Consider the following 26,641-nt stretch of genomic DNA (forward strand, 5'->3'; position numbering starts at 1 on the left):
GTAAAAGGCTGATTTATTTTTTTTCATAAAATATGTAGAATTGCATAAAATATATTTAAGCAGTAATTTTATCAGTAAATCCATTGACTTTTCAACTGATATTTCATATACTATAGTAAAGAGGTGATGATTATGAGTATCAGAAGTGCGATTGAAAACACAATCCCCATTTCCCAGTTCAACCGTGGATTAGCCGGGAAAATCTTTGAAGAAGTAAAGCGTCATGGTGCCAAGGTTGTCATGAAAAACAACTCCCCAGAGTGTGTCCTTCTTTCCCCGGAAGAATATATCCACCTTCTGGATGAGATAAATGATGCAAGACTCTTAGCCACTGCCACACAGCGCATGACTGCTTTTAACCCCTCCACCGTTATCTCCCAGGAACAGGTGGACCGGGAATTTGGATTCAGCCCCGCAGACTATGAAGAAACGGACGGCATTGAATTTGAATGAGCTGGGATGTCAAATACCTTCCGGAAGCCCTTGAAGACCTCCGCAAACTGGATGGCAGCCAGAAAATCCTGATTCGGAAAGCGATTCAGAAAGTCTGCCAGAATCCATTACCAGAAAACGAAGGCGGCTATGGAAAACTCCTGGGAAACAAAAACAACACCAATCTTTCCGGCTTTTTAAAAGTCAAACTCCGTGGTGCCGGACTGCGTATCGTCTACCAGCTCATCCGCCGTAATGACGATATGCTGATTGTTGTAATCGGCGCACGGGAAGATGACGAAGTCTATGAGATTGCACAAAAACGCATCCTTAAACATGATCTGTAAAAAGAAACGGCAGATGCTTTGCCGTTTCTTTTTGCCTGTCAAAACCTGTCCATATCCTCCTGCGTAGCCACCTCCGCATACTTCCACTCGTCATTTCTGCTCTCACTGTACATGTCATTAATCAATCCAATAGACAGCAGTTCCATATCCCCCATAGAAATCCCCAGCTGTACGCACCGGAGCAGGAACAGCGGCGTGGTCATCTCACGCTCTGTCGGGCGAAGTTTTTTTTAGCCTCCACCTCTGTCTTCACATTCAGCCCCCACAGTTCAATCAGCTGCGGCAGAACCTGATAAATGGAAAACGTATTAAATCCGTCCAGCCACTCCTCCACGTCATCCGGGATTGCCGGATCTGCGTGCTTCGCCATGGTATAGGCGATATTCTCAAACATCTCCAGGGAAAACAGATCCAGGTTGGACTGCTCCTCATCCCCTTCCCCGATGCTCTGCTCCAGCACCCGTAAATCCTTATAAATATCCCTCTGGAACTTCAAACGGTAAATCCTCGGAATCGCCGCCGATGCCTTAAACAGCACCTCTTTCCCGTCAATCCCAACCTTCTTTACAATGCTCATATCCCTTCATCCTCCTTTAACCCTGTCCTTCTTCCACTGCCGGGGTTACCGTCTTCGGAGTAGGCAGGTACACTGTCTTATACCAGTCCTCATAAGTTGCTTTCGCTGTCTGGTTTCCGGTCTTCGCCTTCACATACCCGTCCGCCATGGGCCTCGCCTTCACTGTCAGTATCTCCGTCTGCACCTCACGGCTCTCCTCATTGGTCTTGCCCTCAATCTTCGGGCGGCTGGCAGAACAGTTATACAGCACATGCCGGATCTTCCTTGCATCCCCGTCAAACTCAAACAGCAGGGCAAAAGCCCCGGTCTCCACATTGGCATTCTCCACCAGCACCTCATTGGAGTCCGCCTCCTCCTTCAGAACATCCGTCCGGAAACTCTCCGGGATCAGCGCCAGTTCCAGGTCCCCGTCATAGCCCATGTTGTTGGCAATGATATAATACTCAATCCCGTCCGCATAAAAAGACTCCGGTTCCCCGTTGGGGTCCAAAGCCAAAGACACCGCGCCGGGCATCGCCACCGGAGTTTCAAAAGTCAGTTCCCCTGCCTCCGATATTTTCTGCAATGCATAATGGCAGTTGCAGATGTTAAACTTCACTTTATTATTCATTCGCTCCTATACCTCCATCTCATACAGCACCTCATAAAGCCGCTCCGATTCAATCCACACTTCACGCTTTCCATAGAATATCCCGTGTTTCAGCAGCACCGCTTCAATCCGCTCTTCCACTTCCGGCTGTTTCAAATCCGTATACAGCTCTATGTCAAGCTGGTTCACTTTGAAATACGCAATCCCGTCCGCCGCAAAATTCACGGCCTTCGGATATAAAAACACAAGGAACGGAGGCATTGGCGCTTCTCCTTCCACAAAGTGGTCATAGGCAAAGGGAAGCCCCATTTCCTCCATCATCTCCAATACATCCTCATGGCTCATTTTGAAAGCCCCCTTCTGATGCCCTCTTCCAGTTCCCGGATGCCCTTTTCCTCCGCCGGGGCGATATGGGGAATGGCGCGCACCCGGCCTCCGCCGCGCTTCGCATGGCCTTTCTCCAGCAGGTGGGTAAGCTGGTAACGGTTCCTGCTGTGGACCACGACTTCCAGGGCATTGCTGCTCTCCTTCTGCCTCTTCACCGCCCAGCTCTTCTGATACCTTTTTGATTTCACCGGGGCATTCGCCTGTGTCTCCTTCTTTACCGTGTTCCCGGCCTTCTTCACACAGTCCTTCATCACATCCGTGGCAAGCTCCGCATACTCCAAAAGCCCTTCCATAACGGCATCCGCCATCTGGTCCACCATCACACGCCTGTCAGCCATCGTTCCTTTCCTCCGCCAAATCCACTATTTCCATCCCGTCACCGTTTCATCAGGGAAGCCCGCAGCTTCAAAATCTTATTCCGGTACTTCACATTATCCAGAAATGTAATGTTATACACCTGCCCCCGAAATAAAACCCGGTAATGCTCCGTATCCATGGCAGCCACTTCCGAACAATACCGGATAAGGAAGTAAACCTCCGTCTGTGCGCTCACCTGCGCCGCCTCCCAATATTCCTTCCCGGAAAGATTGTTCACACAGGCAGCACAGAAATAATAGTCCTCCCAAAACAGCACATGGTTCCCGGCTTTGTCCGTTCCGGTGCGGCTCTTCTGAATGACAATCCGCTCCTTCCACTCCCCAAGGACTGTCCGGAAAGCCGCACTACTATTTCTGTTCCTGCCGTCCCAGCCCTCTGCCATCAGAACACCTCCCGGCGGATGCCGAACAGCAGGGAACGCAGGGTCTGCACCAAATCCCTATGGTCAGCCAGTTCCCGGTGTTCATAGAGATAGGCGGCCACATAGAGGATGCCAACCCGTGCCATGGGAAGATGTTCTTCCAGTTCCTCCGCTTCCAGCCGCGCCACATCCCGGCACATCCGCTCCCCGGTCTCCAGAAGCCCGGAGATAAAATCGTCCTCATCCCCGCTGTCCACCCGTAGATACTGCTTCGCCTCCTCCAGCGTCACAACCGCCATCCAGCATCACCTCCTACATCCATCGGCAATTTCTTAATTTAACAGGCAGCGCCTCCTTACGCCCCGGAACCTGCCTTCATGGTCAGTGTCTTCACCGCCTCCGCCAAAATCAGCTTTCCGTCCACCCTCTGGCTTGCCAGGAATCCCACCTGCCCGTTCGCCGCAAACAGCTCATTCAGACGCTTAAAGCTCCTGCCCTGCCTGTCCGCAATCCAGTAATAAGAGAAATCTCCAAAAGCCATGACCTTCGCACCGGCCGCCAGCTCCGGCGCATAGGCAGAAGTATGGTACGGGCGGTTCAAAATCATATCCGGCTGTCCCGCCTGCACAGATGGCTGCCAGATATAATTTCCGTTATTATCTTTCAGTTTCCGCAGTGCTTTCACCGTAGTGTCATTCAGCACCCAATGCGCCTTCTTCCGGTATGGGGATTTCAGGGAATAGAACAGGTCCATCACGTCATCAAAAGTGATATTCGCCGTTGTGGTGGTCACCCCATCCGAAGCACCGCCCGTGGCATGAAAGATGCCCGTAGGTTTCCCAGTTCCATCTCCTACAAAAAAGGCTTCCTCCTCTTTGGAGCCAATCCGTCGCCCGAACTCCTTAGAAATATAAGCCTCCAGATTAAACGCACTGTCATTCAGCAGCTCATCCGACACTTTCAGCATGGTCGCCACCTTATAGGCGCTGATCGCCACCTGCCCAAAAGCGTCATCCGATTCCGGGAACGCCCCTTCCTCGTCAATCCAGGATGCCTCCCCCTTACTTGCCACCACCGGAATCTTCCGGTCACCGCTGGACGTATTGATGACCGTGGCAATGCTGCGGAAAAAGTTCTCCTCCTCCAGAGCCTCCACCAGCGTCCTCTCAAACTCATCCGGCACCAGATAGCCTCCCTCGGAATCCGTCCCCACCTGCAGTGCATTGTCCACGTCAAAGAAGTTCTTCCTCCTCATAGCATTCCAGAAAGTCTTCCTGTACAGGTCTGATGCCCTGCCCTTTTTCTCCTTCCCGTCCGGGTCACCATTAGGCTTATTGGTGATCGGCGTGGAAGTAGGTTTATTCAGTTCCGCATCAATGGCAGCCTGACGCTCCAGACGCTCAATCTCCTTTCCCAAATCCACCACGTCCTTCTCCATCTTCTCATACGTCTCCGTATCCTCCGCAGATAACAGCCCGTCATTCCCCCGCTTGGTATCCAGGAACGCCTTTGCCGCCTCCCACGCCTTTGCCCTCTTTTCCCTTAATTCAAGAATCTTACTCATAATCAAATCCCTCCATACATTTGATGTGTTAAAAGGTTCAGCCTCTTCTCTAACTGCTCCACTGGTGTCCTTTTCTCCTCCGGCTTGGGAATCAGCTTACCCAACAACGAATTTGTCACTGCTGTCCGGGAGAACATCATGCTCTCCGCCGTTCCAACTGCCGTATCTTCTGTCTTTTCCACACCGCCGCCCAGTATCCCATCCGCAAAGCCAAGCTCCACCGCTTTCTTCGCATTGAACCAGCTCTCCGCATCCATCAGGTGTGAAATCCTTGCCCGGCTCAACCCTGTCTTGATCTCATAGGCGTTCATAATGCTCTCCTTCACCTCGTCCAGCATCTCCCCCGCCTTCTGCATTTCCTTGGAATCCCCGATGGCGATTGTCATGGGATTGTGGATCATCATCATGCCCACCGGGGAAATCAGCACCGAAGTTCCGGCCATGGCGATCACAGAGGCCGCCGAAGCCGCCAGTGCATCCACCTTCACCGTCACATCCCCCTTGTACTCCATCAGCATGTTGTAAATCTGCGCCGCCGCAAACACGTCCCCTCCCGGAGAATTGATCCAGACCGTCACATTCCCTGCTCCTGCATTTAGTTCCTTTTCAAACAGCTTCGGGGTCACTTCATCCCCATACCACGTCTCATCCGAAATCTCCCCGTTCAGAACCAATGTCCGCTCCCCATCCGTCTCATTCCGAATCCAGTTCCAAAACTTCCGCTTCATACCAAACCTCACTTTCCATTTCAGGACATAGAAAAAGCCAGCAGATGATTCCCTTTCACCTGTTGGCTCCTGCTCTTTCCCTGTATTCTGCTTTCTGTTAAATTCTATTTCTTATCTATCCCCTACCTATTCTCTATCCAGATTCTATCCGGCACTCTCATCCCTACTGTTCCTTCCGGCAAACAGCCCCGCATCTTTCAGCTTCGTCATGTTCCCGTTGATCAGATACAAATCTCCGCCTTCCTCTGCCGGAATCAGGTTCATATCCTCCATTTCCCGGATATCATTAGTTGACAGCCATCCGTTCTGCCGCCCGATGGAGTACCCGGTCATCCGGCTCTGGTAATCCCCACGGAGCAGCCCGTCCACATTTAGCTTGATGAAATACTCATTCTTCTCCTGGGGCAGAAGCAGTGCCCTCTGCAGGGACTGTTCCCACCGGATTACCCAAGGGTCCAGTGTATACTTCACAAACTCCAGTGACTGCTGCTCAATATTTGAAAAACTGGACTTCTCCAAATCCCCCACCATATGGGGCGGAATCCGGTACAGCCTTGCAATCTCGTTAATCTGGAACTTCCTCGTCTCCAGAAACTGCGCTTCCTCCGGCGGAATGCCGATCTGCTGGTACTTCATCCCTTCCTCCAGCACAGCCACTTTCCCTGCGTTCCTGCTGCCCCCATACACTGAATGCCAGCTCTCCCGCACTTTTGCCGGGTCTTTCAAAACCCCCGGATGCTCCAATACACCGCCGGGATTTGCCCCGTTTTCAAAGAAAGAAGCTCCATACTCTTCACAAGCCAGCGTCATCCCAACCGCATTCTTCGCCATGGCAATGGGGGAATACCCCACCAGTCCGTCAAACCCAAGCCCGGGGATATGCAGCACATCCTGCTGCCGCAGATACACCCTGCCGTACTCCTCAAAGTTCGGGTTCTCGTCACTGTTCCGGGTATAGATATAATAAAGCTGCCCGTTCTCATTCCGGTCAACCTCCATCTTGTCGGGCAGAAGCGGATACAGCGATACTACTCTGCCGTTCCCGTCCCGGATAATCTGTGCATAGGCATTCCCCCAAATCAATAGATGGCTCATCAGCGTCTCCCGGAACACAAAGGAAGTCATCTCCGGGTTCGGCTCATCATGGAGCAGACGGTACAACAGATGGTCATACACCCGCTCCTTTCCTGTCTCCGTATAACGGTACAGATGGACCGGCAGGGATGCCACCGTCTCAGAAAGAATCCGTACACAGGAATACACCGCCGTAGTCTGCATGGCCGTCCGCTCATTCACCGTCTTTCCGCTAGTACTCCTCCCAAAGAAAAAGGAATAAGCGGAACCTACGTAGCTGTCCTTTGGCTTATCCCTCGCACCCCGGATTCCTAAAATGGATGGTAGTTTCATATGCGCCTCCTAAAAATGAGTAAAAGAAAAACACCTCCGAAGAGATGTCTTTCCAAAATAACCTTAAGGATTTCACTTTCTAAACAACTGAAAATCAGTTATCTCGCTCAATCTCATTGCTTATGAAATAACCTGCAATTTCAAAAGCTTTCACCCGCCTCTTTGCCAGGGTAATCTGTGACTTGTACCGTTCCACATTTTCTTTTTCCTCAAAAGTCTTTATTGTTTCCCTTAATTTGTGCAGCGTTGAATCAATCTGCCTTTGTGCTTCCACTAACTCGTCTTTTGAGAATTCCATTTCCAACTCCGTAAAACCGAAACTTTTCTTCCCCACAACCTGGGAGTTGCTAATCAGCCCAACCTTTCGGTTTCAATCCTTCTGTAAACTCACCAAACAATAAATCAAGTAAATGTCGTGGTTTAACATTAGTAATGCTCAAACTACGGGTACATCCTGTACAATATACGACAACATTGTTTTCTGGAAAATCTTCTGCTCTTTTCTGTGCCATTTTCCTTCTTGTTTCAAGATCATTTTGTGCGCACCCACCACAACATCTTGCACCATCCCGTGTATGCATAGGTTCAATTATGTTAATGTTCATTCTTTCACATAATGCCCTTGCGGATTCTTGCATCTCAGAAGAATTACGATTCCTTGCATGACATGCGTCTTGTATCGACATTTTTTCTCCGTGATAATCTGGAAAAGGGAACTCTGTATCCAGTAATATCTTCCAAAGAGAAACAGTTGTTATGTCGGAACCTAAGGTTTCAAACTTATGGCTACACCCAGGACAACAATTAATCATTACTGTCTTTTCATTTTGAATTGATTCTATTTTACAGCATGTTAAATAGGTATCATCTATCACATTATTTTCTGTTAAAAACTGAATAACCTTTGATATTAACTCTGGTTTATATTCTCTTAAAGCACATCCGGGTGCAAACAAAACTTTCATAAAGACATCTCCTATTAAAACAAATTCCGATTTACTGCTCTCAGTATATCATGAATCCACGCATCTTAAAATACCAAAATTCCTCTGTCATCATACACACTTCCACCAGAATTTCCTTCATTCCTGATTGCCCGGTCAAGCGCCATCACCGTTGCCACCGCCCCGTCAATCTTCTCTGTAGATTTCTCCTTATCCGGCTTGATATTCCCCGCCGGGTCTGTCCGCACAAAGATATTATCCATCATCCACCGCAGCACCGGATGCCCGCCGTGAGCCAGCTTCTTCTCCAGCACCAGTTCCATCAGACGCTTACTCGGCGGTGACATATCCTTAAAGCCCTGCCCGAAAGGAACCACCGTAAATCCAAGCCCCTCCAGGTTCTGCACCATCTGCACCGCTCCCCAGCGGTCAAATGCAATCTCCCGGATATGAAACTTCTTCCCCAGCTCCTCAATAAAATTCTCAATAAAACCATAATGGATCACATTCCCTTCTGTAGTCATCAGACATCCCTGCTTCTCCCACACATCATATGGCACATGGTCACGCCTCACCCGAAGTTTCATGTTCTCCTCCGGTATCCAGAAATACGGCAGAATCACATATTTCTCAACATCATCCCTCGGAGGGAATACCAATACAAAAGCCGTGATATCAATGGAACTGGACAGATCCAATCCCCCATAACACTCCCGGCCCCTTAACTCATCCTCATCCACCGGAAATGCACAGGCATCCCACTTCTCCATCTGCATCCACCGTGTGGACTGTTTCACCCACTGGTTCAGCCGGAGCTGTCGGAAAATATTCTCCTCTGCCGGGTTATCCCTTGCGCTCAGATATGCGTTCCGCACTTTCTCAATATCAATGGTATGCCCAAGGGACGGGTTCGCCTGATACCACACACTCTCCGAAGTCCAGTCCGCATCATCAGAAGCACCATAAATCACCGGATAAAAAGTATGGTCAATCTTCCTCCCAAGGATAATATCCTCCGCCTTCTGATGCTGCTCAAAACACACAGAATGGCGGTCTGTCCCTGCCGTAGTGATAAGGAAAAACAGTGGCTGCGTCCTTGCATCCCCGGAGCCTTTCGTCATAACATCAAACAGCTCCCGGTTCGGCTGGCTGTGCAGCTCGTCAAAAATCACCGCATGAACATTCAGCCCGTGCTTCGTATACGCCTCCGCCGAAAGCACCTGATAAAAACTGTTAGTCGGCTGATACACCAGCCGCTTCACAGACATGACCGGTTTTATCCTCTTTTTCAGAGCCGGACACTGGTCCACCATATCCACCGCCACGTCAAACACAATGGAAGCCTGCTGCCGGTCGGAAGCACAGCCGTAAACCTCCGCTCCCCACTCCCCGTCTCCACAAGTCATGTAAAGAGCCACCCCTGCTGCCAATTCAGACTTCCCGTTCTTCTTCGGGATCTCCACATAAGCCGTATTATACTGCCTATACCCATTTTCCTTTACCGTACCGAACACATCCCGGATGATGCTGTCCTGCCATGGGAGCAGTTCAAAGTTCTGCCCTCTCCACCGCCCTTTGGTATGCTTTAAACAGCTGATGAAATCCACCGTCCGCTGCGCCTTTGCCTCGTCAAACACTATCCGCTTCCCCCTTTGAACAGCAGAAGCTCCATGGCATCACTTTCCTTATCCGCCCCGTTGTCCGCCAGAATCCGGCTCCTGGCAGACGGGGTCAGCCCGAACTGCTCACAGAAACGGTTCATGATTTTTAGATAGGTCTGGGCAATGGACACCTGTGGAACCTGCTGGCAGTACCCGGACGGCGTCTTCATGATCGTCCCATGTTCCGTAATATATTCCTCCGCTTCCTTCCACCGGGCATACGCCTGGCAGTACCCAGCAAAGGCGGCCATGTCAATCTCCGTCAGGATGCCAAGCTGTTCCAGCTGCTTCGCCATCCGCTTCCATTCCTTCTTCGCCTCGTCTTCCAGCCAGGAAGGACAGCGCGGCGCTTTTTTCTCTGGTTTTGGTTCACTGCTGCCCAGGCATCTCTTCCCCGGATTTCCCTCCAGCACTTTCACTGCCGTAGGCTTCGGCTTCCTCCCTCTCTGAGCCACCGCCTTCACCTCCCTCCTACGGAACATATACTCCCAGTTAAAAAATCAAATTTCCTTACGGTTTTCAGTCAGCCTTTACTGATCTTCTGTTTCCCCGATTTCTCCTGTTTCATCTTCCCTGCTCTCCGGCAGGGACATGGCCACCGCATACGCCACGGTTGCCGTGACCGCATTTCCGGCCTGTTTGTAAAGCTGCGTCTCGGAATTGACGGCCGCCGCCTTCTCATACAGTTCATCCGGGAATCCCTGCAGCCGGAAACATTCACGGGGAGTCAGCCTGCGTATCCTCCCGCACTTTGTCACCGTCCCCATCCTGCATCCCGTATCCAGCGTCTGGGAACAGCCTTTCCCAACCCTGCCCCTCCTCGTATCACTGTTCGGATAGGACAGGCACACACCGTCACCCGGATATGCCATATCATACCCCTGCTTCGTCCCATTCCTGACCGGCAGCGCCGTCTTCGTATCCGCAGACGATTCCTCCGGCAGATACACCCCATGCTGGTCCTGGGCAGTCAGCGTGAACATCGGCTCCCCGGCTTCCTTCATCCGTCTACCGTTCTGCCGCTTCTCTATCCGCTCCGGCGTCAGCATTGCCTGTGCCTCCACCAGCACGCCGGAATCCCCATAGTTCGTAAGACCGGCATGATACCGTGACACCAGGCACCTTGTCACTTCCGTAACCTTCGGGTGGTTCAGGGTCTGGTCAACAAATACCTTGCTGCCCTGCCCGTTGTTTGTTGTGATCGTCGGGGCAATCCCCCTGGCATCATACACTTTTCCGCTCATGCCGTTCCCGCTGGGGTTCACATTTCCCATGAAATACAGGCCGGTCTTTGCCCCCATTCCGCCTCCGCCTGCCCCAAGGCTGGCGGAGATGCCGGACGGGTCATACACCCGGTAGCCCTGCATCCCTCCTATAACCTCTTTAAGAGTTCCTCCGTCTTCTCCGGTGACAGGTAGTATTTCCCGTCCGCCTCTGCTTCTAAGAACTGCGATAAGGAATATCCGCTCCCGGTTCTGGGGGACTCCGAAATCCTTGGAGTTGAGCACCTGCCAGCGCACGTCATACCCTGCTTCGTCCATTTCAGAGAGAACGGCGGCAAAATCGAAGCCTCCATTAACTGAAAGCAGGTTCTTAACGTTCTCAACAAGTAAGTATGTGGGCTTATCGCTTTCTTCTTTGCCTTTGACAAGGTCAATGATGCTGTAATAGATCCCACTTCTTTTTCCACTGAGCCCTCTCTGCTTTCCTGCGATGGAGATATCCTGGCAGTTGTGGACGGCAAGGCCGTATGCTGTGTATGAGTTGTCATCTTCCACCTCCATGTTATAGACATAACCGTCAAACGGGACCTTCCGGCTGCCGTTGAAACGGCTCCAGAGATATCCGTCCCTGAAAAAAGAGCCGTCCTTTTCTGACCGCTCCTCCTTAAACCTTACAATATAGAAATCATGCTGCCGGACTGTCCTGCCGTCAATTACGCAGGTTTCCGGCATCTCATTCCGGTAAACGGCGCACGGCCTCCGGTAGGCTTTATGCACACATGCCTGGATACCGTAGGCAAGTTCCCTGGAAATGGTGGATGCCTGATGGTATTTACCCACCCTGCACCCGTCCGTCTCAAAATATCCCCGCAGGAATGCCCGGAGCAGTTCAACCGGCAGGTCCAGCACTGCCTCCGTCAGACGCTTTCCTCCTGCCCCTTTTCCAAACTGCATCAGGAACATGGTCAGTTCCTTATTCACAAAATGCGCTTTCCATGCCGTCTGCTCCTTCGCCACACTGTAATGGAACATGCCGCCCACATGGGATTCCAGCCGCCCCAGCTTCTCCTCATTACAGGAAACCACTGCCCGGTAATTATCAGCAGCGTCCTTCCGGGCTGTAACCCGGTACCAGCCGTCACCCATATAACAGCCCACGAACCACCAGAAATCCGGGTTTGTCATATCAAGGCCGTTCAGACGATACTCCCGGCCACGGCGTTCAAAGACAATCCCGTTCCACGCTGGCAGTCTTTCTTCCCTGTTCAACGGAACCGCAATCAAATCTCCCGGCACAAGCTCCTCCGCTTTCTTCCAGACAGATAAATCCCCGTCTTTTACCAGAAAAGGATGCTCTCCGGTGGCACGGAGACGGTCCACCCCAAAGATGTCCAGTTCATAAATCTCCCCCGCCTTATGCTTCATCGGTGTAACTACCGGGCGGAAACGCTGCCTGTGTGTGAGCACCATATCTCCCTTTTTAATATCCTCGATCCTTTTATACCCATGCTCCGTCATCACAAGAGTTCCGGCCTCAAAGCATGGGAAACCAAAACACCACACATCCGCATAAGGGACATCTCCCGGCTCCAGCTTTGTCACATCCTCTGCCTTCCACTCTCCCTCCGTATCATACATGGCCTCATAGGAAGCCCTGGCAAACTTATCATACTCGCAGTAACCAATGCACTTATGCCCGGCAGACTCCAGCCCCAGGCGGAACCCGCCGATGCCTGCGCAGATATCCAAAAATGTCAGCTGCTTCATATCCGTTCCCCTCCCCTGCTTACTGCCTCATATTTCAGGTCATAAAAATAAGCGGCCTGTGGATACTGCCGCTCAAAATCATCCATATATCTGTAACAGGCACTTCCTGTCCCATTGAGTCCTGCAAATTCCCGCAGGCTCTTTTTCTTAAACAGCCCCGGCTGGTTTGCCCACCTCGCAATGGAAACATACACACCCCGGAACGGGCTTTCCATATATCTTTCAAACCGCATCACATAAGGCAGGCACTTGTACTTCATCAGGATTTCGATACGTTTCAAAAGCCCGAAGATATCTTCCGCCCAAAACGCTCCATCCCATACACCGTCCCTGTCGAATCCGCAGAAACAATAGAACCGGAGAGGTGCATCCGTATATTTCCGTGCAAGGATAAGCCTCTTTTCAATCATTTCGGCGTCTTTGATATCATCAAACGCAAACGTGTACACATCATCATAGCGGCATGAGAACAATTCCCTGCACTTCCCCTCATCCAGAAGCCTCTCATCCAGTCCCTGCCGGAACTGGAACGGCCTTCCGGTATCTTTCAGTCCGTCCAGCATCCGTTTCCATTCCGGATGCCCCAAAAAGTTATCATCCAGAAGGCAAATCTTTTTACGCTCCGGATTCAGAAACTCTTTTAACGGGCTGTGCAGATATACCCGGTCATAATTCCGGTTCACGCAGAACTCGCATCTCCGGAAGCACCCTCTTGTAAGGTATCCGATGGAATAATCCAGATAGAAGCGATATCCATTCCTTTTTGCCCCGTCATCCAGCTTTTCCCGTACCCAGCCGTCATAAAGATGGTAGTCCGGCATATGGTGTTCCACTTCTTCCGGCAGCTTTGGTGATTTATCGTAGAAAAACCCGGTGCCGCCATAGGAGACATTCGGTTTCTCCAGAATGCCTTCCGGGACGGCGGTATCCGTAAAAACTTTTGACAGATAAACCTGATCAAAATCCTCCAGTCCTTCATAATCCGTCTTCAATACCACTTCATCCCCACATCCTTTGTGGTATCCCGACAGCTTCATACAGGCCAGGTTCGGGAACCTGTGCTTCTTCCTGCCGATCAGATCTGCATCAATCACCGCAATCCTGAACATCCATTTCTCCCCCGTCCCAATAATTATCCCGGTATCAAAAAAACACGGTCACCCGTGCCTGCCTAATCTCTTCTTCAATTCCCGGAAAAACTCCTTCCCCCGGATGCGTTTCCCTTCACGGCGCCGTTCCTCCTCAAACCGGAACCGTATCTCCAGTTCATCCACGGAGAAGTCCTTACGGAAGTTCCGCCATGTTTTGGATTCCCATTCCAGAAGCTGCTCCCACAGTTCAGGGAACTCCCGGCGCAGGGTCCGCAGCTCTTCCAGCCCCTGCAGGGGACAGCACCAGCAGGATACCCGTTCAAACAGATGATACAATCCGCCCCAGTCATAGCCCTTCTCATAGCAGTAATCCAGGCAGTCCTTCTCCGTCATCCCCCAGTCCACAAGAGGATAGCAAAATTCCCTTACCCTCTGTGGTTCGTCTGACGCAATCCCGATATACTGCACGATCTCATACTCTTTCCTGAGACCGGAAAGATACTGGTCAATCACCTGTGTTTTCAGCCGTTTGGTACACCATCGGTTTTTCGGCCCTGCCCAGCTCATGCCGGTCTTCCCTATATAGGTGGAACCCGGCCTCCTGTCCGGCGTGTAATCGAACATATAATATTCAAAACCGCGCTCCGCTTTCAGCCGCACCACCGGGACAGGGATTTCCTGCTCCACCTTCCGCACATGGTCATACATCTGCGGGAATTCCAATCCCGTGTCACAGAATAAAATCAAATCCAGCGGCTGCTTCTCCTCAATCAGCCGGAGCACCATTGCCGTGGAATCCTTCCCGCCGGAAAAAGAGGCAGCGTACAGCTTATCCTTTCTGCCTGCCTCATGCACCAGTCCCTCCGGTATTCCTTCTCGCCTGCAGGTTCAGCGCCGCTGCTTCCCCATAGCCTTCCATGCCGTGTGCCTTACAGTAATTGCGCACAATGTCACGGGACAAGCCGACTGCAGAAGCAATGGCTTTATATCCCGTTCCCTGCGCCCGCAGCGCCTTTATCTGTGCTGCCTGTGCCTGCGTCATCTTTCCATCCTCCTCAATAAAAAAGACCAGAAAAATACCTTTTTCAGATACTTTCCCAGTCCAAAAACGCAGGATTCTCATTGCTTCCTGACAGTACCTTATCTGCCGGAAGTCTTGAATATCCTGCGTTTATGTACAATGGGATGTCCCGTTTCCTATCCCCCCTGCTAATTTCTGCGAAATTTCACGTTTGAGGGGGCGGCGGTGTCCAGGGAGCAGACTCCTGGAGATTTACACCGCCCCTCCCCTGCGGAAAAATCCACGGGAAATACCGTGATATGCACAGTCCACGGAAATTTTCACGGCACAGTCAATATTTATACTCCTGATATCGGTCCTCGGTCATGGTCTTGCTGTCATGGCAGTTCTTACAAAGCGCCTGCCAGTTGGACTCGTCCCAGAACAGCTGCCCATCCCCACGGTGCGGCACGACATGGTCCACCACAGTAGCCTTCACCAGCCTGCCCTGCTCTCTGCACCGGACACACAGCGGATGTGCTTTCAGGAACCTGCTCCTTGCCCTGCGCCACCGTCTGTCATACCCACGTCCGGATGACGTGGCACGGTCGCCCCGGTGCAATGCCTCATGTTCCTCACAATAACCCCCGTCCGTCAGCTTCGGGCATCCCGGATGCTTGCAGGGCTTCTTCGGTTTCATTGGCACAGTGCCACCTCCTTTCCTATGTACGGGCAGCGGTGAAAGGATAAAGCCCGCTGCCCATGCGAAGGCAAAAGAAAAAGCCCCATGGATTTTTTCCACAGAGCTCCTTACAGTTCTTCGCATTCTAAGAATATCATAAGTTCCAATAAACTTTCAATAAACCATCACTGTACCTTTACTAAACCATTACCCAACCTCCCCGTCAGGACATCAATCCAGAAGATAGCAGCACGCTGTTTTTTCACGCATCAGGTACAGTTCCTTCATCTCTGCCATAGCCTTTTTTCGGTACTTTGCTATCATCGTTTCACTGACATTATACTTCTCCGCCAGTTCCCTCCACGTCATCTCCCTTACCAGCATATCCTGCATCACCTCCGGGAGCCTGCCGCTCAACTGCCCCAGCGCGTACTCAAAAAACTCTTTTTCTTCTTTCAGTTTTTATACTTTTCTACCAGATAATCGAACCACTCGTCATCCATCTGTTCTTTTACCTGACGGTAAATCAAAGCCGCCCGTCCTGTCCGGTCAGAAGTACGTCCAGTCTGCACACGTTCTTCCTGCGGTTGTGACAGGCACAGGCTCTGGATCACATCTTCATATGGCACGCCCTCAAACCTGGAAAATTCAAACTCCAAAAGCCCCATGTCTTTCTTCCATCCCCGGTACTCCTTAAACAGTTCGTCCATGTCCATCCTTCCAACCTCCAATCCTCGCTCTCACTGCTTCCACCAGTGCCGACTGCCCGCAGTCCTTTTTCTCCAACGCTGCCATTACTCTCTCATCCAGTGTACCTTTGGCGATCAGATGATGGATGACCACTATTTCCTTCTGCCCCTGCCGCCACAGCCTTGCGTTCATCTGCTGATACAACTCCAAGGACCAGGTCAGCCCAAACCAGATAAGGGTAGAGCCTCCGGCCTGCAGGTTCAGCCCATGTCCGGCAGAGGCCGGATGGATGACCGCCACCGGAATTTCCCCTGCATTCCACTTCTGAAAATCCTCTGTGGTATCCAGCTCCACCGCCCCAATCCGCTCACGGATTCTTGCCAAGTCATGCTGATACCAGTAAGCAACCAATACGGGCTTTCCATTCGCCGCTTCCACCAAATCCTCTAATGCTTCCAGCTTCCGGTCATGCATATGCTTTACCGCTCCATTCTCATCGTAGACTGCCCCGTTTGCCATCTGCATCAGCTTGTTGGACAGCCCGGCGGCGTTCACCGCATCTATGTCACCATCCGCAAAAGGAAGGAGCATATCCCTTTCTAGCCTCCGGTATAATTCCATCTCCTTCTCACTCATGGCGACTTCCACCCGGTTATAAATGCAGTCCGGCATTTCCAGATAATCCACCGCCTTCATGCTGATGCAGATATCCGAAACCAAACCATAAATCGCTTCTTCCGCCCCATCTCTCAACTTGTAGGAGTAAACCATCTCCCTGTTCCGCTTGTCCGGCACAAAGAACCGTTCCCGGTAGCCACCGATAAACCGCCCCAGCCTCTGCCCCATATCAAGAATCCCAATCTCTGCCCACAGGTCAATCAATCCATTCGGTGCCGGGGTTCCGGTCAGCCCCACAATCCGCCTCACTATCGGCCGGACTTTCTTCAACGCTTTAAACCGTTTCGCCCTGTGAGATTTGAAAGAGGACAGTTCATCAATCACCACCATGTCAAAATCCCACTTGCCATGTGCCACCAGCCACTCCACATTTTCACGGTTGATGACATACACGTTGGCTTTTCGATTCAATGCCGTTGTTCTCTCCATCTCGGAACCAAGCACCGCTGACAGCTCAATCCCCTGCAGGTGCCCCCACTTTTCCAGCTCCCCAGGCCAGGTGTCCCTTGCCACCCGAAGGGGTGCAATCACAAGAACTTTTCTGACATCAAAATAGTCCAATACCAATTCCCATATGGCTGTCAGTGTGATTACCGTTTTTCCAAGCCCGCAATCCAAAAACAAAGCACTGATATTCTGATTCACAATAAACTCCTTCGCATACTCCTGATACTCATGTGGCACATATTTCATCCAGCACACCTCCAATCTGCTCCACCCCGTCTATCACATAAACCGGAAATCCCAATGCCTCTAACTGCCGCTTCCTTTTTTCCTGTAATACTCTCAGCTTCTTCCCCGGAGCCTTCAACTCCACAAAAGCAATTTTCCTCCCCGGCAGCAGGACAATCCTGTCCGGCACCCCATCCAAACCGGGAGAGACGAACTTCACCGCCATGCCTCCCATCTTTTTTGCAGCCATGGCAAGCTGTCTTTCAATCTCATTTTCCCGCATATCGCAAACACCTCTATTCCCACTCCCGGAACAAAGAACGACAATCCTTATATTCCCTATACGCGCATATTACATATACACAATCTGCTTTTTTACTTATTCTTCGTACCTCAGTATGATTTTCTTGTTCCCTTGTTCTCAAAATGCCACAGTCCTTGATTCTAAGGCACTTTTCTTTCAGAACATCCCTAAAAAACAAGATTCACCTTGTTCCGCTTGTTCCTGTTATCACCTGTCTTCTTCTGGAACAAGAAACGGAACAACTTTCACGGGATTTTCATTCTCGTTCCCTGACATAAGCCCGCTGTTTTCCATAAATAGGGAATGCCAGCATACCATTCTTTGTATCCGTACACTTTTCCCAGCCTTCAATCTTCCGCATGATTCCGCTGATCTCATAGGAATCTATCTTTTTCAGTGCAGAGGAATCCCTTCCAAAACATTCACACCAGATTTCCATGTTGCAGACTGTCCTTCGCCGCACATTTCCCTTCTGGCTTTCTCCTCCAAATTCACTGCCGCTTAAGAAATTCCTGCGGTCATAAAGGCTCATGGCATCCCAATTTTCCGGCAGGAGCTTTTCAAGATACGTCCTGACCAAACCCTCCCGGTCATCCGTCTCCATCGCTTCCGCCTGCTCGGATGCTGCCATTGCCGCCACATCCCCTTCTAAGAACAGTTTTTCACCGCCTTTATAACCTGCCACAGCCTCCGCCCAGATCTGCGTTACTTCTTCCTGCGAAATCTGCCATGGTTTCTTCACACTCTGCCCGTTCACCCGTACCGGCCAGAACCTCCGGTTTCCTGTGATATCCCTTAAAAATCCGCTCTCCGTATTGGTGCTTCCCACGATCACGCACTGTCTCGGATGGCTCTCTACATTCAGCCCATAACTGGCACGGTACTTATCATCCACACGGGATAAAAAGGATTTCACCGTCTCCACATCCGTCTTCTTCATTCCTGCCAATTCTCCCAGCTCCAGAATCCAATAGCCCTGCAGTTTCTCCGGTCCGGACTTATCCCGCATGTCCGTCAGCGTCAGGCTGTCGGAAAACCAGGCTCCTGCCAGCTTTGCAAACAGCGTGGACTTCCCAATCCCCTGGGGGCCGTTCAGAATCAACACACTGTCAAACTTTGCCCCCGGCTGGTAAATCCTTGCTGCCGCTGCCGCCAGTGTCTTCCTTATGACTGCCCTTGTATACTCGGAATCCTCTGCTCCCAGATAATCCGTGAGCAGCGTATCCACCCGTTTTACCCCATCCCAGACCGGAAGACCATCCAGATATTCTTTCACCGGATGATATGCCCGTTCGGAAGCCACCGCAAGCAGCGCATCCTTCGTTTTGGATGGGGAATACACGCCATAGCCTTTATTCAGGTACACTTTCAGGGATGCAAAATCAGAATCATTCCAGCCCGGCTTGATTTGCTTCCAGGGCAGTCCCTTCCCCGCGTCAATGCCGTCCCGGTGGAGATTGAACGCAATGGATCGTAACTGTCCGTCATGCCTTATGGCTGTCACCAGATTGTCCAGCGTATCCTTTACCATCCCCTGACGGTCCAGTTCCAGGGCGGACTGCCATTCTTCCTGTGAAAACTCCGCCTGTGCTGCGTCTTCCCGTTCCTTCATCAACTGGCGTTTTACCTTCTCATCATTCACCGCAAACTCGCTCATTGCCTTAAAAGATGGCAGCTTTGCCACATCTGCATCCCCGGATGCCTTTGCATCCAGTTCTCCGAATTTATGAATCCTTACCATGTCAAAAGCATTCATCAGTTTCCCGCAGGCCGGGTCCGTGGCATGGTGGGAATAGGCAAACTTCCCCTCATAAACCACTACGCCCGCCTGGGAATCCGCAGGGATATAGTCAAACCTTCCCGGCATGGCACTTGGCTGGTACACCTCCGGCAGAAAAGCGGCAACCGCTTCCTCAATCCCGTAGGTCCGGCAGAATGCTCCGATCACCCCGTCTTTCTCCAGCGGGTCTGCCTGTTTCTTCATCTCCCTCTGCACCACAGTCTTCTGGCGGCTACTCACCGGCCACTCCGAAGAATCCTTCCAATCTTTGTAACGGGACAGTATTGTATCCGGGTCTAGGATTTCCCCCTCAATGTCCCGGAACACAAACTCCCCGTCCGCAGAAGTGGACGGCCAGTACATCAGCCTGGACGGTTCATAGGTGGTATCGTCAAACAGCTCCATACCGATATCCTCCGCCACCTTCCTCGCCGCTGCCGTATACTCATCCGGTGATACCGTCCTGGCCAGCGGGATAATGAGACGGAGCCTGGGATTCTCTGGGGTGTGCTTATGGGTGGAATAGATAAAGCAGCGGAAATCAAAGAACAGTTCTATCTGCTCCGGAATGTCAGCCGTGGCATAATCCATATCCAGCGTCAGGGCAGACCGGAACACCACGCAGTCCTTCTTCCTCCTGCCGCCTTTCAGCTTCCCCAGCACAAAACCTCCCACATCCTTGATGTCATCCTGCTTTGCCTTAGACAGCTTCCGGTACTGCTCTACTGTCTCCGAAGTCCGTATTGTCGTGGAAATACGCCCGACAAATTCCTCCAGTTCCATCTCCCTGCCGTTCCACCGCTTCTCCATCCGTGAATTCCCTGTTGAAATAAACAGCTTCATAAACCCCTGCCTCCTATTCCTTTTTATAAAAAGTACATTCATAGCCGTCTGCCCGGAGCGGCAGACCATCCGCCCACTTTGGCTGCACCGCCATGACCGCACACATCTCCTCCACGGAACCGGTTCCCTCCGGCACTTCCGCTATGATCTCATCATGGCAGTGCATGACAATGGGGTAGCCCATTTCCTCCACCCGGAGCATGGCCTCCGCCAATAAATCCCTTGCTGTCCCCTGCACGATATTCTCCACCAGCTTCGGACCGTAAGTCTCAATCCGGCTCCATTTCTTATTCTCGGCAATCCCCTCATAGGTCAGTCCGTTCCTGCCAAACCTGTTCAGTGCCATCCTGGGCTTCACATAGGACAACTTCCTTCCTGACGGCAGTTCCACAAACAGAATCCCGCTCTTATATTCAAAGACGATTCTCCCCGCCCTCGTTTTCTTTTTCTCCGTGACCGCCTTTACCGCCGCCGCATCCACATCCCACCAGAACTGCGTGATATGGGGATTGGCACTCCTCCAGGCAGATACCAGCGGGGCAAGTTCTTCCTCTGCCAGCCCCATATCTAAAGCACCCATGGAAGTCAGTGCGCCTACAGAGCCCCCGTAACCCAAAGCCAGTTCTGAAATCTTCCCCTTCTGCCGGAGCGGTGAGCCTTTCGTCACTTCCTCTATCGGCACATGGAACATGGCGGATGCCGAAGCCTCATAGATTTTCCCGTGGGAAGCAAATACATTCAGCCTCCACTGCTCTCCGGACAGCCATGCCAGCACCCTCGCTTCAATGGCAGAAAAATCTGCCACCACAAAACGGCATCCCGGCTTTGGAATAAAAGCGGTGCGGATAAGTTCCGACAGCACATTCGGCGTGGAATCATAAAGCAGCTCCACATCCTCAAACCGTCCCTGCTTCACAAGACTCCTGGCAACTTCCAAGTCCGGGATATGGTTCTGGGGAAGATTTTGCACCTGTACTAAACGCCCTGAGTTTCCTGTTATCCACACTCTGCCATTTCTCCTGACCAGAAAATATCCTGTCTGGGTGACTGCGCAATAAACCTTTCCAAAATATTCTGATACTTCTGCCTTGTTCCGTATTTCATGGCAATTTCCAGGTGTCATCCAGATATCAACTACATATGAATCTTTCCAGCCCGAATGCTTCTCTGAACGCTTTTTAACTTTTATAACTGCACTCCTGCCGCTGATGTGGGCAAAAGCCTGAACCATATCAGCATTTTGTTTACAGCAGGTGCTGTACTGGATGCTATTTTCCGCACTGTAGTATCCGTCCCAATGCGGTAGTTCTTCAAAAAACACATCTGCACTTTCATCAAAAAGCCATGCTCCATACACCTTATCCTTAAAAACCCGGAGCCATAAAGGCACATCTCGGGAAGCAACCGTAAATGTCCAAACCCCCGTTTGGTCATTGTTCCTTACAACAAAGGGGATAGATGCCCTGCGTAATAAATACTTACACCTGTCAATCTTCCTTTTTTTCTTAAAATGAAAACGTATAGTGCCGTCTTCGGTATAATGCCCGTCTGCCTGGACCATCACCATGACACGGAGTCTTTCATGCTCCATGCCGGCTGCCGTCCTGCGCACCCCCGTAAATGGAATACTTGGCCGGTATGTCTGCATATTCTCAACAATATCTTCCACCCATGCTCCACCATACCTCTTTTTGACATACATTTTATGATCCGGAGTGCTAACCTGACTGATTCTTTTATCATTGTACTCATACACTTGTCCTTCATAATCAAACTCCACCTGACCCGCCTTCTGGAAACTCACAGTCTCCCCATGCGGATGCCAACAAGCAATCGCTCCGCCCTTCCACTCATCAAGCCGCTTCCAGCCATCAAAAGTTAGAACCTCATGATCACCTGTCAGGCACCATCGCCCTGTTCTGTTGGCTCCATAAAACTGCAGTAAGCCATGCACCCTCCCGTCTGAACAGACAGCCCGTTCCATAGCTTCATACTTTTTCACGGAAGTCTTCGCCATGAGAAGCCGGAGCCTTAAAAGCTCCTGCACCTCCCCGTCTGATTCCTCGATCAACCCGGCCACCACCTTTTTGGACAGGCTTTCCATCTCCACGCCGTTTTCTCCCAGCCATGACTTTATCTGTGCCACAGAATTGGGGTTCTCCAACCCGGTCAGTTCATACGCCCTCTTCGTCACAATACCCTTATACAGCAGATCGCAGGACACCGCCTGCCGCACCAGCTCCCTGTCCACCAATACACCCCGGTCATTGATTTTCTGATCCAGGCGGTACAGTTCCATCTCACTTTCAGGAATTGGAAAATGCTGCAGTTTCCTCCGTATCCCCTTCTCCACATCCACGTCACGGATACAGTAAGCCTTAAACAGCTCCCACTTATCCGGCGCATGGCAGGGCAGGTTCCGTGTCCTTCCTCCATTGGCTTTCGTAGGCTTGCACGGCATACAGAAATACCGGATTAACTCCTTCCCTTCCTTCATCTTCTGCTGTTCCAGCCCAAGCACAGTCCCAACTTCCTCCAAAGACCGGGGCAGTGCAAGCATGGCCGCCTGTACCGCGCTGCAATGCCAGGATTCCGGGGATAGCTGTTTCCCGAAATGCTTAGAAAGACAAGTCCGTTCAAAGTTGGCATTGAAAGCCGTTTTCATAACATCATCATCAAAAATGGCCGCTGCCACTTCTCCCGGCAGTTCCTCACCCTGTGCCAGATCTACCACCTGCGTTTCCCCTCCCTCAAAAGAATAGGCAAACAGCAGCACTTCAAAAGCAGGGCTGTCCGCATAAGCGTAAACCCCGCACTTTATCAAATCCACATCGCTGTACGTCTCAATATCTATTTCTAAAATCCTTTCCATGGCAGACTCCTTTTCTCCTCACTTTGGATAACGGGCAGCGGTCACCCACTGCCCTGCTTCCATTATCCAAGGAAATCTTCCTCGTCCTCCACAGCATCAAAATCTTCTTCCGCACTGCTCCTGCCGCCCAGGGATTCCCCGTCACGCAGCTTCTGGATATTCCCTAACCCTGCCGCAATCCCACGGTTTCCGTTATTGTTGAACCCATAAAAGTTCACACTGATCCTCCCGTAGCACCCGGAATACACCTCCGACTGGTCAAGAATGGGCTGCACGTTCTTATCCACCACCTGCGGAGCCTGCCTGCTATTTGCATTGAAGAAATAACTGTCCGCATAGGCTTCATCCTCCGGGCGGTCAATATCCCCGTCACGGAGCGGCAGTTTCAGGTTCGCCGGAACTTTCCCGCCCCACTTGGAAACCGAATCTTTCTTCGCCTGCTCAATAGCCCTCTTGATCTTCTCCAAAGTCTCCACATCCGACTTTGGAATGATGGCTGATACCGAATACTTCGGGTCTCCCCCGTTCACCGCATTCGGCTCCCAGCAATGCAGGTAAGAAAACCTGCAGGGTACAATCACTTTTGTTACATTTACATTCGCATTCTCATTTCCCATGTTATTCTGCCTCCTTAAAATCCGCCTCTGCGGTTGCTGTCATCACTGCTTCCCTCTTATCCGATTCCGTCACCAGGGTAATCTTGCCCTGCGGCTTATACACCAGCTTCCCAAGCACCTCCGAAAACCTCTTCTTACCCATCAATTTTTCCATCTCCGTAATGCCCACCAGCGTGCTCTTATAAATATCCGTGTACCCGGCAGCCTTCGCCGCCTCCGCCACTTCCTCCTCATCCGTATACTTCCGGTTGCTCCGGCCTTCCACCAGCTTAAAGCCTGCCCACTGCTTCCCGTGGGTGATTGCCTCATCCGTGGCAAAAGCATACACATCCGCCGCCCACTTCGCAAGGTCATCCGCAACCTTCAAAATCTCCGCAATCTCCTCATCCGACAGAAGCGCCGGAGCCTGAAACTCCATCTGCGCCAGTCTCAGGTATTCCTCCGCCCTCGCCCTGCAGATATCCTTCGCCTTGCAGAACCGGCACCAGGAGCCGCACCGGAACTCACCCTCGCCATGGATGGCAAGCTGTGCTTTCGGCTTTAGTTCCGTCTCCACCCAGTCCATCAGGTCAGAAACAGAAATCTCCCAGGTGCTGACACTCTCCAGTCTCGGCTGGTAAATCGTCATCCGCACCGTGTCAATATCATAGATGGCATCAAACAACTCCAAAGCTCCCAGTCCATACAACATCATCTGTGGATTCCACTCTGCCTCCACAGCCACGCCTTTCCCATATTTCAGGTCAATGACCGTCAATGCCCCGTCCGCAACGATCACCAGATCCCCGGTTCCAAACCCTTCCGGCACATAGGCGGAATAATCCAGATGCTGCTCAATCAGCACCACCGGGTCTTTGCAGTTCTGCCTCGCCAGTTCAATCTGCTCCATGGCATAGGAAACATACTCATCCGTACATTCTTCCATCTCATCACACTGGTAATCCGACACCGGACGCTTGGAACGCCGTTTCAGCATCCGTTTCAGCTTATGCTCCGCCAGGGCATGGGCGGCAGTGCCTTCCTCCGCATACACGCTCCCGGTATCTCCCTTGAACTGCTCCTCCAGTCTTGCGGACGGTGTACAGTTCAGCCACCGCTTGGAGGAGGAAGCAGATAACAGCGCATGTCTCCCCATCACAACACCTTCGCTTCCGCAAGCAGCGCCGGATAATCCTTTTCCTCCACGGCGGACAGCTTTGCCACACCGTATTTCCCCAATAGTTCCTTGATTTCCTTGGACTTCCCAGCCTGTGACTTTTCTGCCAGCACCCCACGGATATCCTCCACAGCCACCTTCTGTTCCTCTTTCTTCTTATCCGCCTTCGCTCCGGCTGTGTTCTTATCTGCCATACCCTTCCCTGTTCTGCTCTCCTGCTTCGCATCCGGCTTTGCTTCTTCCGCAGCTTGTCCCGCCAACTCCCGCAGGCTCTCCGCAACCAAAGCAAACCCGTCCGCCATCTTCAACAATTCGCTTCCCATCTAAAACTCCTCCATTTCTTCCAGCTTTTCAATCAGTTCCTCGGAGAACATGGTGCAGAGCAGCAAATCCTCCCCGATCTCCCTTGCGTCAAAATACTTCGCCCTGCCGCCGTACTCCCGGCAGGCTTCCTCAATCCGCTTTTGCTTCTCCTCATCCGTCTCATTCCCAAACACCCAAATCTCATCCACCCGTTTTGCCAGCCGGACAGCCAGCACATGCTCCACCGCCCCGCCAAGCTCATCCGGGAACATTCCGTGAAAGTTCAGATAAGCACTGACCGGAATCACTCCCTTGTGGGCAGCATAACGGCAATACTCCTGCGCCCTCGCCCGGTCATTCTTCTCATTTCCCGTCAGCTTCGTCACAACCATCACCAGCTTCATACCTCACTGCCTCCTTCCACGTCTTCCTTGAACCAGATGTGGATGCCATGCTCCACTGCAAACCGGATTTCCTGCTCCATGCCCTCAGTGGCCTCCCCGAACACCCAGATCTCGTCACAGCCAAGCAACAGCTCCAACCCCATTGCAATCCCGTCTGCCCGTTCCTTTAAACTGTCCTCATTCAAAAACTGCGGAAACAGCAGATGGGGAGCAATGGGAAGATGCCCTTCTTCATAAGCTCTCCGGCAGTACCCAGCCGCCTTTGCGCTGTTCCCTTCCACATCCCCACGGAAAGGGCTGCAGATAAAAACTTTTTTCCTTTCTCCCATATCCTTACTTTCCTTTCCGCTTTTTTTCGTTTCCCAGGCATCCCTGTCTGGCACGATTCATACTCTTTGATCTCCCGGTCAATCCGCATCAGCTTCTCCGCCAGGTTCTTCGCCACAATGCTGATTGCCTGCAGGATGCCGATCAACTCTTTGGAATTCTCCATAAACCGTTTCACCTCTTTCTCGATTTTTTGGTGGGAATATTTACCCTCCTAAAAACCGTAATGACACTTTTTTGCAAAGTGACGAAGAAAAATAAAAAGTTTTTTAAAAACCATTCGACAAAACAGCATTTCCTGTCGAATATCCAGCTTTCAAATATCGAATCCCCTGTCCCTGAAAAACTGCCGCAGTTTTAAAAGCACAGAAGTCTTTTTTGAAGAAACCGTTGTCCGGCACTGATCATGGCTTCTGGCAAACTCACTGATCGGAACCTGTTCCCCAAACAGCTTCACTGCCAGTTCCCTTTCTTCCGGCATCAGACTTTCCAAAGCCTCCTCTAAAATCCCCAGCATACACTGTTTTTCAATAAATTCCTCCACACTTTCCTCCTGAGACACCAGTTCATTCAGTCCATCCAGCATCCCATCCTTCCAGCCATCATAAGATTCCTCTGTATATCCATTCTCCTCCATAGCATCCCGTTTCCTCTGCTCCCGTTTCTTCTGCTGCCACCATGGGCGATAATAATTCCTGTATTCCTCCTCCGTAACCTCCATCTGAAACTCTTCCTTACCTGATTTAATCGTGATGATCCTTTTAGACATAAAGCATTCCTTTCTTTACGCCTTCGTAAAGCCAGGAACACTTCAAGCAGATGTGGGACAATTTTAAGAACGGCAAAAAGACCGGAGA

Annotated in this window: 33 protein-coding genes and 1 pseudogene; 2 read left to right on the forward strand and 32 right to left on the reverse strand. The window is 51.4% G+C overall.

Features of this window, described 5'->3' with window-relative positions:
* Positions 1–132: 132 nt before the first annotated feature.
* Both ACGHCT_RS17320 and ACGHCT_RS17325 read left to right on the forward strand, forming a co-directional pair.
* Positions 133–453 carry a type II toxin-antitoxin system Phd/YefM family antitoxin gene (locus ACGHCT_RS17320; protein ID WP_390437041.1) on the forward strand — a complete coding sequence of 107 codons (321 nt, stop codon included), beginning with the start codon at positions 133–135 and terminating at the stop codon, positions 451–453.
* The gene (locus ACGHCT_RS17325; protein ID WP_390437042.1) at positions 450–779 is read left to right on the forward strand and encodes a type II toxin-antitoxin system RelE/ParE family toxin; all 330 of its coding nucleotides are present in this window, start codon (positions 450–452) and stop codon (positions 777–779) included. Before ACGHCT_RS17320 ends, ACGHCT_RS17325 begins: the two co-directional genes overlap by 4 nt.
* A 38-nt stretch (positions 780–817) precedes the next feature.
* Here ACGHCT_RS17325 and ACGHCT_RS17330 read toward each other — a convergent pair whose 3' ends face one another.
* The 32 genes and pseudogenes from ACGHCT_RS17330 to ACGHCT_RS17485 all read right to left on the reverse strand — a co-directional run bounded on the left by ACGHCT_RS17330 (position 818) and on the right by ACGHCT_RS17485 (position 26,553).
* Entirely contained in the window at positions 818–982 is a 165-nt protein-coding gene (locus ACGHCT_RS17330) for a hypothetical protein (protein ID WP_390437043.1), read from the reverse strand.
* The gene (locus tag ACGHCT_RS17335; protein WP_390437044.1) at positions 979–1,356 is read right to left on the reverse strand and encodes a hypothetical protein; all 378 of its coding nucleotides are present in this window, start codon (positions 1,354–1,356) and stop codon (positions 979–981) included. The genes ACGHCT_RS17330 and ACGHCT_RS17335 overlap by 4 nt, the downstream gene beginning before the upstream one ends.
* A gap of 16 nt (positions 1,357–1,372) precedes the next feature.
* Positions 1,373–1,966 carry a major tail protein gene (locus tag ACGHCT_RS17340; RefSeq protein WP_390437045.1) on the reverse strand — a complete coding sequence of 198 codons (594 nt, stop codon included), beginning with the start codon at positions 1,964–1,966 and terminating at the stop codon, positions 1,373–1,375.
* 6 nt (positions 1,967–1,972) lie between these two features.
* Positions 1,973–2,290: a hypothetical protein gene (locus tag ACGHCT_RS17345; RefSeq protein ID WP_390437046.1), complete on the reverse strand. Its 318-nt coding sequence runs from the start codon at positions 2,288–2,290 to the stop codon at positions 1,973–1,975.
* Positions 2,287–2,670: an HK97 gp10 family phage protein gene (locus tag ACGHCT_RS17350; RefSeq protein ID WP_390437047.1), complete on the reverse strand. Its 384-nt coding sequence runs from the start codon at positions 2,668–2,670 to the stop codon at positions 2,287–2,289. The genes ACGHCT_RS17345 and ACGHCT_RS17350 overlap by 4 nt, the downstream gene beginning before the upstream one ends.
* Positions 2,671–2,708: 38 nt before the next feature.
* Complete coding sequence (locus ACGHCT_RS17355) at positions 2,709–3,092, reverse strand: phage head closure protein (RefSeq protein ID WP_390437048.1); 384 nt, start codon at positions 3,090–3,092, stop codon at positions 2,709–2,711.
* Positions 3,092–3,370 (reverse strand): head-tail connector protein, encoded by a 279-nt coding sequence (locus ACGHCT_RS17360; RefSeq protein ID WP_390437049.1) that lies wholly within the window; start codon positions 3,368–3,370, stop codon positions 3,092–3,094. The genes ACGHCT_RS17355 and ACGHCT_RS17360 overlap by 1 nt, the downstream gene beginning before the upstream one ends.
* 56 nt (positions 3,371–3,426) lie before the next feature.
* Positions 3,427–4,635: a phage major capsid protein gene (locus ACGHCT_RS17365; RefSeq protein WP_390437050.1), complete on the reverse strand. Its 1,209-nt coding sequence runs from the start codon at positions 4,633–4,635 to the stop codon at positions 3,427–3,429.
* A 2-nt stretch (positions 4,636–4,637) separates the two neighbouring features.
* On the reverse strand, positions 4,638–5,363 hold the full coding sequence (locus ACGHCT_RS17370; RefSeq protein ID WP_390437051.1) for a head maturation protease, ClpP-related: 726 nt from the start codon (positions 5,361–5,363) through the stop codon (positions 4,638–4,640).
* 144 nt (positions 5,364–5,507) lie between these two features.
* Positions 5,508–6,770: a phage portal protein gene (locus ACGHCT_RS17375; protein ID WP_390437052.1), complete on the reverse strand. Its 1,263-nt coding sequence runs from the start codon at positions 6,768–6,770 to the stop codon at positions 5,508–5,510.
* Between the two features lie 94 nt (positions 6,771–6,864).
* Positions 6,865–7,068 (reverse strand): hypothetical protein, encoded by a 204-nt coding sequence (locus ACGHCT_RS17380; RefSeq protein ID WP_390437053.1) that lies wholly within the window; start codon positions 7,066–7,068, stop codon positions 6,865–6,867.
* A gap of 49 nt (positions 7,069–7,117) precedes the next feature.
* Positions 7,118–7,735, reverse strand: a complete 618-nt coding sequence (locus ACGHCT_RS17385; protein ID WP_390437054.1) for a heterodisulfide reductase-related iron-sulfur binding cluster — start codon at positions 7,733–7,735, stop codon at positions 7,118–7,120.
* Between the two features lie 65 nt (positions 7,736–7,800).
* Positions 7,801–9,351 (reverse strand): terminase large subunit, encoded by a 1,551-nt coding sequence (locus ACGHCT_RS17390; protein ID WP_390437055.1) that lies wholly within the window; start codon positions 9,349–9,351, stop codon positions 7,801–7,803.
* On the reverse strand, positions 9,351–9,830 hold the full coding sequence (locus ACGHCT_RS17395) for a phage terminase small subunit P27 family (protein ID WP_390437056.1): 480 nt from the start codon (positions 9,828–9,830) through the stop codon (positions 9,351–9,353). Before ACGHCT_RS17395 ends, ACGHCT_RS17390 begins: the two co-directional genes overlap by 1 nt.
* A gap of 75 nt (positions 9,831–9,905) precedes the next feature.
* A complete protein-coding gene (dcm, locus tag ACGHCT_RS17400) occupies positions 9,906–12,161 on the reverse strand; it encodes a DNA (cytosine-5-)-methyltransferase (protein WP_390440211.1) in 2,256 nt (751 codons plus the stop codon).
* Positions 12,138–12,356, reverse strand: a pseudogene (locus ACGHCT_RS17405) (DNA cytosine methyltransferase); the annotation flags it as partial. The pseudogene ACGHCT_RS17405 and the gene dcm, both read right to left, overlap by 24 nt.
* Before the next feature lie 5 nt (positions 12,357–12,361).
* A complete protein-coding gene (locus ACGHCT_RS17410) occupies positions 12,362–13,474 on the reverse strand; it encodes a hypothetical protein (protein WP_390437057.1) in 1,113 nt (370 codons plus the stop codon).
* 48 nt (positions 13,475–13,522) lie between these two features.
* Complete coding sequence (locus ACGHCT_RS17415) at positions 13,523–14,311, reverse strand: phosphoadenosine phosphosulfate reductase family protein (protein WP_390437058.1); 789 nt, start codon at positions 14,309–14,311, stop codon at positions 13,523–13,525.
* Positions 14,304–14,498, reverse strand: coding sequence for a hypothetical protein (locus ACGHCT_RS17420; RefSeq protein WP_390437059.1), 195 nt, complete (start codon positions 14,496–14,498; stop codon positions 14,304–14,306). Before ACGHCT_RS17420 ends, ACGHCT_RS17415 begins: the two co-directional genes overlap by 8 nt.
* Positions 14,499–14,808: 310 nt before the next feature.
* Positions 14,809–15,162 carry an HNH endonuclease gene (locus tag ACGHCT_RS17425; RefSeq protein ID WP_390437060.1) on the reverse strand — a complete coding sequence of 118 codons (354 nt, stop codon included), beginning with the start codon at positions 15,160–15,162 and terminating at the stop codon, positions 14,809–14,811.
* Between the two features lie 207 nt (positions 15,163–15,369).
* Positions 15,370–15,522 (reverse strand): hypothetical protein, encoded by a 153-nt coding sequence (locus tag ACGHCT_RS17430; protein WP_390437061.1) that lies wholly within the window; start codon positions 15,520–15,522, stop codon positions 15,370–15,372.
* A 71-nt stretch (positions 15,523–15,593) separates the two neighbouring features.
* Entirely contained in the window at positions 15,594–15,854 is a 261-nt protein-coding gene (locus tag ACGHCT_RS17435) for a hypothetical protein (protein ID WP_390437062.1), read from the reverse strand.
* On the reverse strand, positions 15,832–17,199 hold the full coding sequence (locus tag ACGHCT_RS17440) for an SNF2-related protein (RefSeq protein ID WP_390437063.1): 1,368 nt from the start codon (positions 17,197–17,199) through the stop codon (positions 15,832–15,834). Before ACGHCT_RS17440 ends, ACGHCT_RS17435 begins: the two co-directional genes overlap by 23 nt.
* On the reverse strand, positions 17,180–17,461 hold the full coding sequence (locus ACGHCT_RS17445) for a VRR-NUC domain-containing protein (protein ID WP_390437064.1): 282 nt from the start codon (positions 17,459–17,461) through the stop codon (positions 17,180–17,182). The genes ACGHCT_RS17440 and ACGHCT_RS17445 overlap by 20 nt, the downstream gene beginning before the upstream one ends.
* A gap of 277 nt (positions 17,462–17,738) precedes the next feature.
* On the reverse strand, positions 17,739–20,105 hold the full coding sequence (locus ACGHCT_RS17450; RefSeq protein ID WP_390437065.1) for a VapE domain-containing protein: 2,367 nt from the start codon (positions 20,103–20,105) through the stop codon (positions 17,739–17,741).
* A gap of 13 nt (positions 20,106–20,118) precedes the next feature.
* Entirely contained in the window at positions 20,119–22,977 is a 2,859-nt protein-coding gene (locus ACGHCT_RS17455; RefSeq protein WP_390437066.1) for a DNA polymerase, read from the reverse strand.
* A gap of 62 nt (positions 22,978–23,039) precedes the next feature.
* Positions 23,040–23,594, reverse strand: a complete 555-nt coding sequence (locus tag ACGHCT_RS17460; RefSeq protein ID WP_390437067.1) for a DUF2815 family protein — start codon at positions 23,592–23,594, stop codon at positions 23,040–23,042.
* Position 23,595: 1 nt separating this feature from the next.
* Positions 23,596–24,729: a DUF2800 domain-containing protein gene (locus ACGHCT_RS17465; RefSeq protein ID WP_390437068.1), complete on the reverse strand. Its 1,134-nt coding sequence runs from the start codon at positions 24,727–24,729 to the stop codon at positions 23,596–23,598.
* Positions 24,729–25,073 (reverse strand): rRNA biogenesis protein rrp5, encoded by a 345-nt coding sequence (locus ACGHCT_RS17470; RefSeq protein ID WP_390437069.1) that lies wholly within the window; start codon positions 25,071–25,073, stop codon positions 24,729–24,731. The genes ACGHCT_RS17465 and ACGHCT_RS17470 overlap by 1 nt, the downstream gene beginning before the upstream one ends.
* Complete coding sequence (locus ACGHCT_RS17475) at positions 25,074–25,457, reverse strand: hypothetical protein (RefSeq protein ID WP_390437070.1); 384 nt, start codon at positions 25,455–25,457, stop codon at positions 25,074–25,076. It abuts the gene before it with no gap.
* Positions 25,454–25,786, reverse strand: a complete 333-nt coding sequence (locus ACGHCT_RS17480) for a hypothetical protein (RefSeq protein ID WP_390437071.1) — start codon at positions 25,784–25,786, stop codon at positions 25,454–25,456. Before ACGHCT_RS17480 ends, ACGHCT_RS17475 begins: the two co-directional genes overlap by 4 nt.
* Positions 25,787–26,100: 314 nt before the next feature.
* The gene (locus tag ACGHCT_RS17485) at positions 26,101–26,553 is read right to left on the reverse strand and encodes a hypothetical protein (protein ID WP_390437072.1); all 453 of its coding nucleotides are present in this window, start codon (positions 26,551–26,553) and stop codon (positions 26,101–26,103) included.
* Positions 26,554–26,641: the final 88 nt, after the last annotated feature.

This window comes from Lactonifactor longoviformis, assembly GCF_042848515.1.
GTDB lineage: Bacteria > Bacillota > Clostridia > Lachnospirales > Lachnospiraceae > Lactonifactor > Lactonifactor longoviformis.

Coding starts and splice junctions, on each gene's coding strand:
- ACGHCT_RS17380 (WP_390437053.1), bottom strand. CDS start 7,068: ATGGAATTCTCAAAAGACGAGTTAGTGGAAGCACAAAGGCAGATTGAT.
- ACGHCT_RS17345 (WP_390437046.1), bottom strand. CDS start 2,290: ATGAGCCATGAGGATGTATTGGAGATGATGGAGGAAATGGGGCTTCCC.
- ACGHCT_RS17420 (WP_390437059.1), bottom strand. CDS start 14,498: ATGACGCAGGCACAGGCAGCACAGATAAAGGCGCTGCGGGCGCAGGGA.
- ACGHCT_RS17365 (WP_390437050.1), bottom strand. CDS start 4,635: ATGAGTAAGATTCTTGAATTAAGGGAAAAGAGGGCAAAGGCGTGGGAG.
- ACGHCT_RS17320 (WP_390437041.1), top strand. CDS start 133: ATGAGTATCAGAAGTGCGATTGAAAACACAATCCCCATTTCCCAGTTC.
- ACGHCT_RS17430 (WP_390437061.1), bottom strand. CDS start 15,522: ATGCTGGTAAGGGAGATGACGTGGAGGGAACTGGCGGAGAAGTATAAT.
- ACGHCT_RS17440 (WP_390437063.1), bottom strand. CDS start 17,199: ATGAAATATGTGCCACATGAGTATCAGGAGTATGCGAAGGAGTTTATT.
- ACGHCT_RS17385 (WP_390437054.1), bottom strand. CDS start 7,735: ATGAAAGTTTTGTTTGCACCCGGATGTGCTTTAAGAGAATATAAACCA.
- ACGHCT_RS17370 (WP_390437051.1), bottom strand. CDS start 5,363: ATGAAGCGGAAGTTTTGGAACTGGATTCGGAATGAGACGGATGGGGAG.
- ACGHCT_RS17480 (WP_390437071.1), bottom strand. CDS start 25,786: ATGGGAGAAAGGAAAAAAGTTTTTATCTGCAGCCCTTTCCGTGGGGAT.
- ACGHCT_RS17460 (WP_390437067.1), bottom strand. CDS start 23,594: ATGGGAAATGAGAATGCGAATGTAAATGTAACAAAAGTGATTGTACCC.
- ACGHCT_RS17340 (WP_390437045.1), bottom strand. CDS start 1,966: ATGAATAATAAAGTGAAGTTTAACATCTGCAACTGCCATTATGCATTG.
- ACGHCT_RS17465 (WP_390437068.1), bottom strand. CDS start 24,729: ATGGGGAGACATGCGCTGTTATCTGCTTCCTCCTCCAAGCGGTGGCTG.
- ACGHCT_RS17335 (WP_390437044.1), bottom strand. CDS start 1,356: ATGAGCATTGTAAAGAAGGTTGGGATTGACGGGAAAGAGGTGCTGTTT.
- ACGHCT_RS17375 (WP_390437052.1), bottom strand. CDS start 6,770: ATGAAACTACCATCCATTTTAGGAATCCGGGGTGCGAGGGATAAGCCA.
- ACGHCT_RS17470 (WP_390437069.1), bottom strand. CDS start 25,073: ATGGGAAGCGAATTGTTGAAGATGGCGGACGGGTTTGCTTTGGTTGCG.
- ACGHCT_RS17435 (WP_390437062.1), bottom strand. CDS start 15,854: ATGGACATGGACGAACTGTTTAAGGAGTACCGGGGATGGAAGAAAGAC.
- ACGHCT_RS17330 (WP_390437043.1), bottom strand. CDS start 982: ATGACCACGCCGCTGTTCCTGCTCCGGTGCGTACAGCTGGGGATTTCT.
- ACGHCT_RS17455 (WP_390437066.1), bottom strand. CDS start 22,977: ATGGAAAGGATTTTAGAAATAGATATTGAGACGTACAGCGATGTGGAT.
- ACGHCT_RS17325 (WP_390437042.1), top strand. CDS start 450: ATGAGCTGGGATGTCAAATACCTTCCGGAAGCCCTTGAAGACCTCCGC.
- ACGHCT_RS17350 (WP_390437047.1), bottom strand. CDS start 2,670: ATGGCTGACAGGCGTGTGATGGTGGACCAGATGGCGGATGCCGTTATG.
- ACGHCT_RS17450 (WP_390437065.1), bottom strand. CDS start 20,105: ATGAAGCTGTTTATTTCAACAGGGAATTCACGGATGGAGAAGCGGTGG.
- ACGHCT_RS17355 (WP_390437048.1), bottom strand. CDS start 3,092: ATGGCAGAGGGCTGGGACGGCAGGAACAGAAATAGTAGTGCGGCTTTC.
- ACGHCT_RS17475 (WP_390437070.1), bottom strand. CDS start 25,457: ATGAAGCTGGTGATGGTTGTGACGAAGCTGACGGGAAATGAGAAGAAT.
- ACGHCT_RS17445 (WP_390437064.1), bottom strand. CDS start 17,461: ATGCGGGAAAATGAGATTGAAAGACAGCTTGCCATGGCTGCAAAAAAG.
- ACGHCT_RS17360 (WP_390437049.1), bottom strand. CDS start 3,370: ATGGCGGTTGTGACGCTGGAGGAGGCGAAGCAGTATCTACGGGTGGAC.
- ACGHCT_RS17410 (WP_390437057.1), bottom strand. CDS start 13,474: ATGTTCAGGATTGCGGTGATTGATGCAGATCTGATCGGCAGGAAGAAG.
- ACGHCT_RS17485 (WP_390437072.1), bottom strand. CDS start 26,553: ATGTCTAAAAGGATCATCACGATTAAATCAGGTAAGGAAGAGTTTCAG.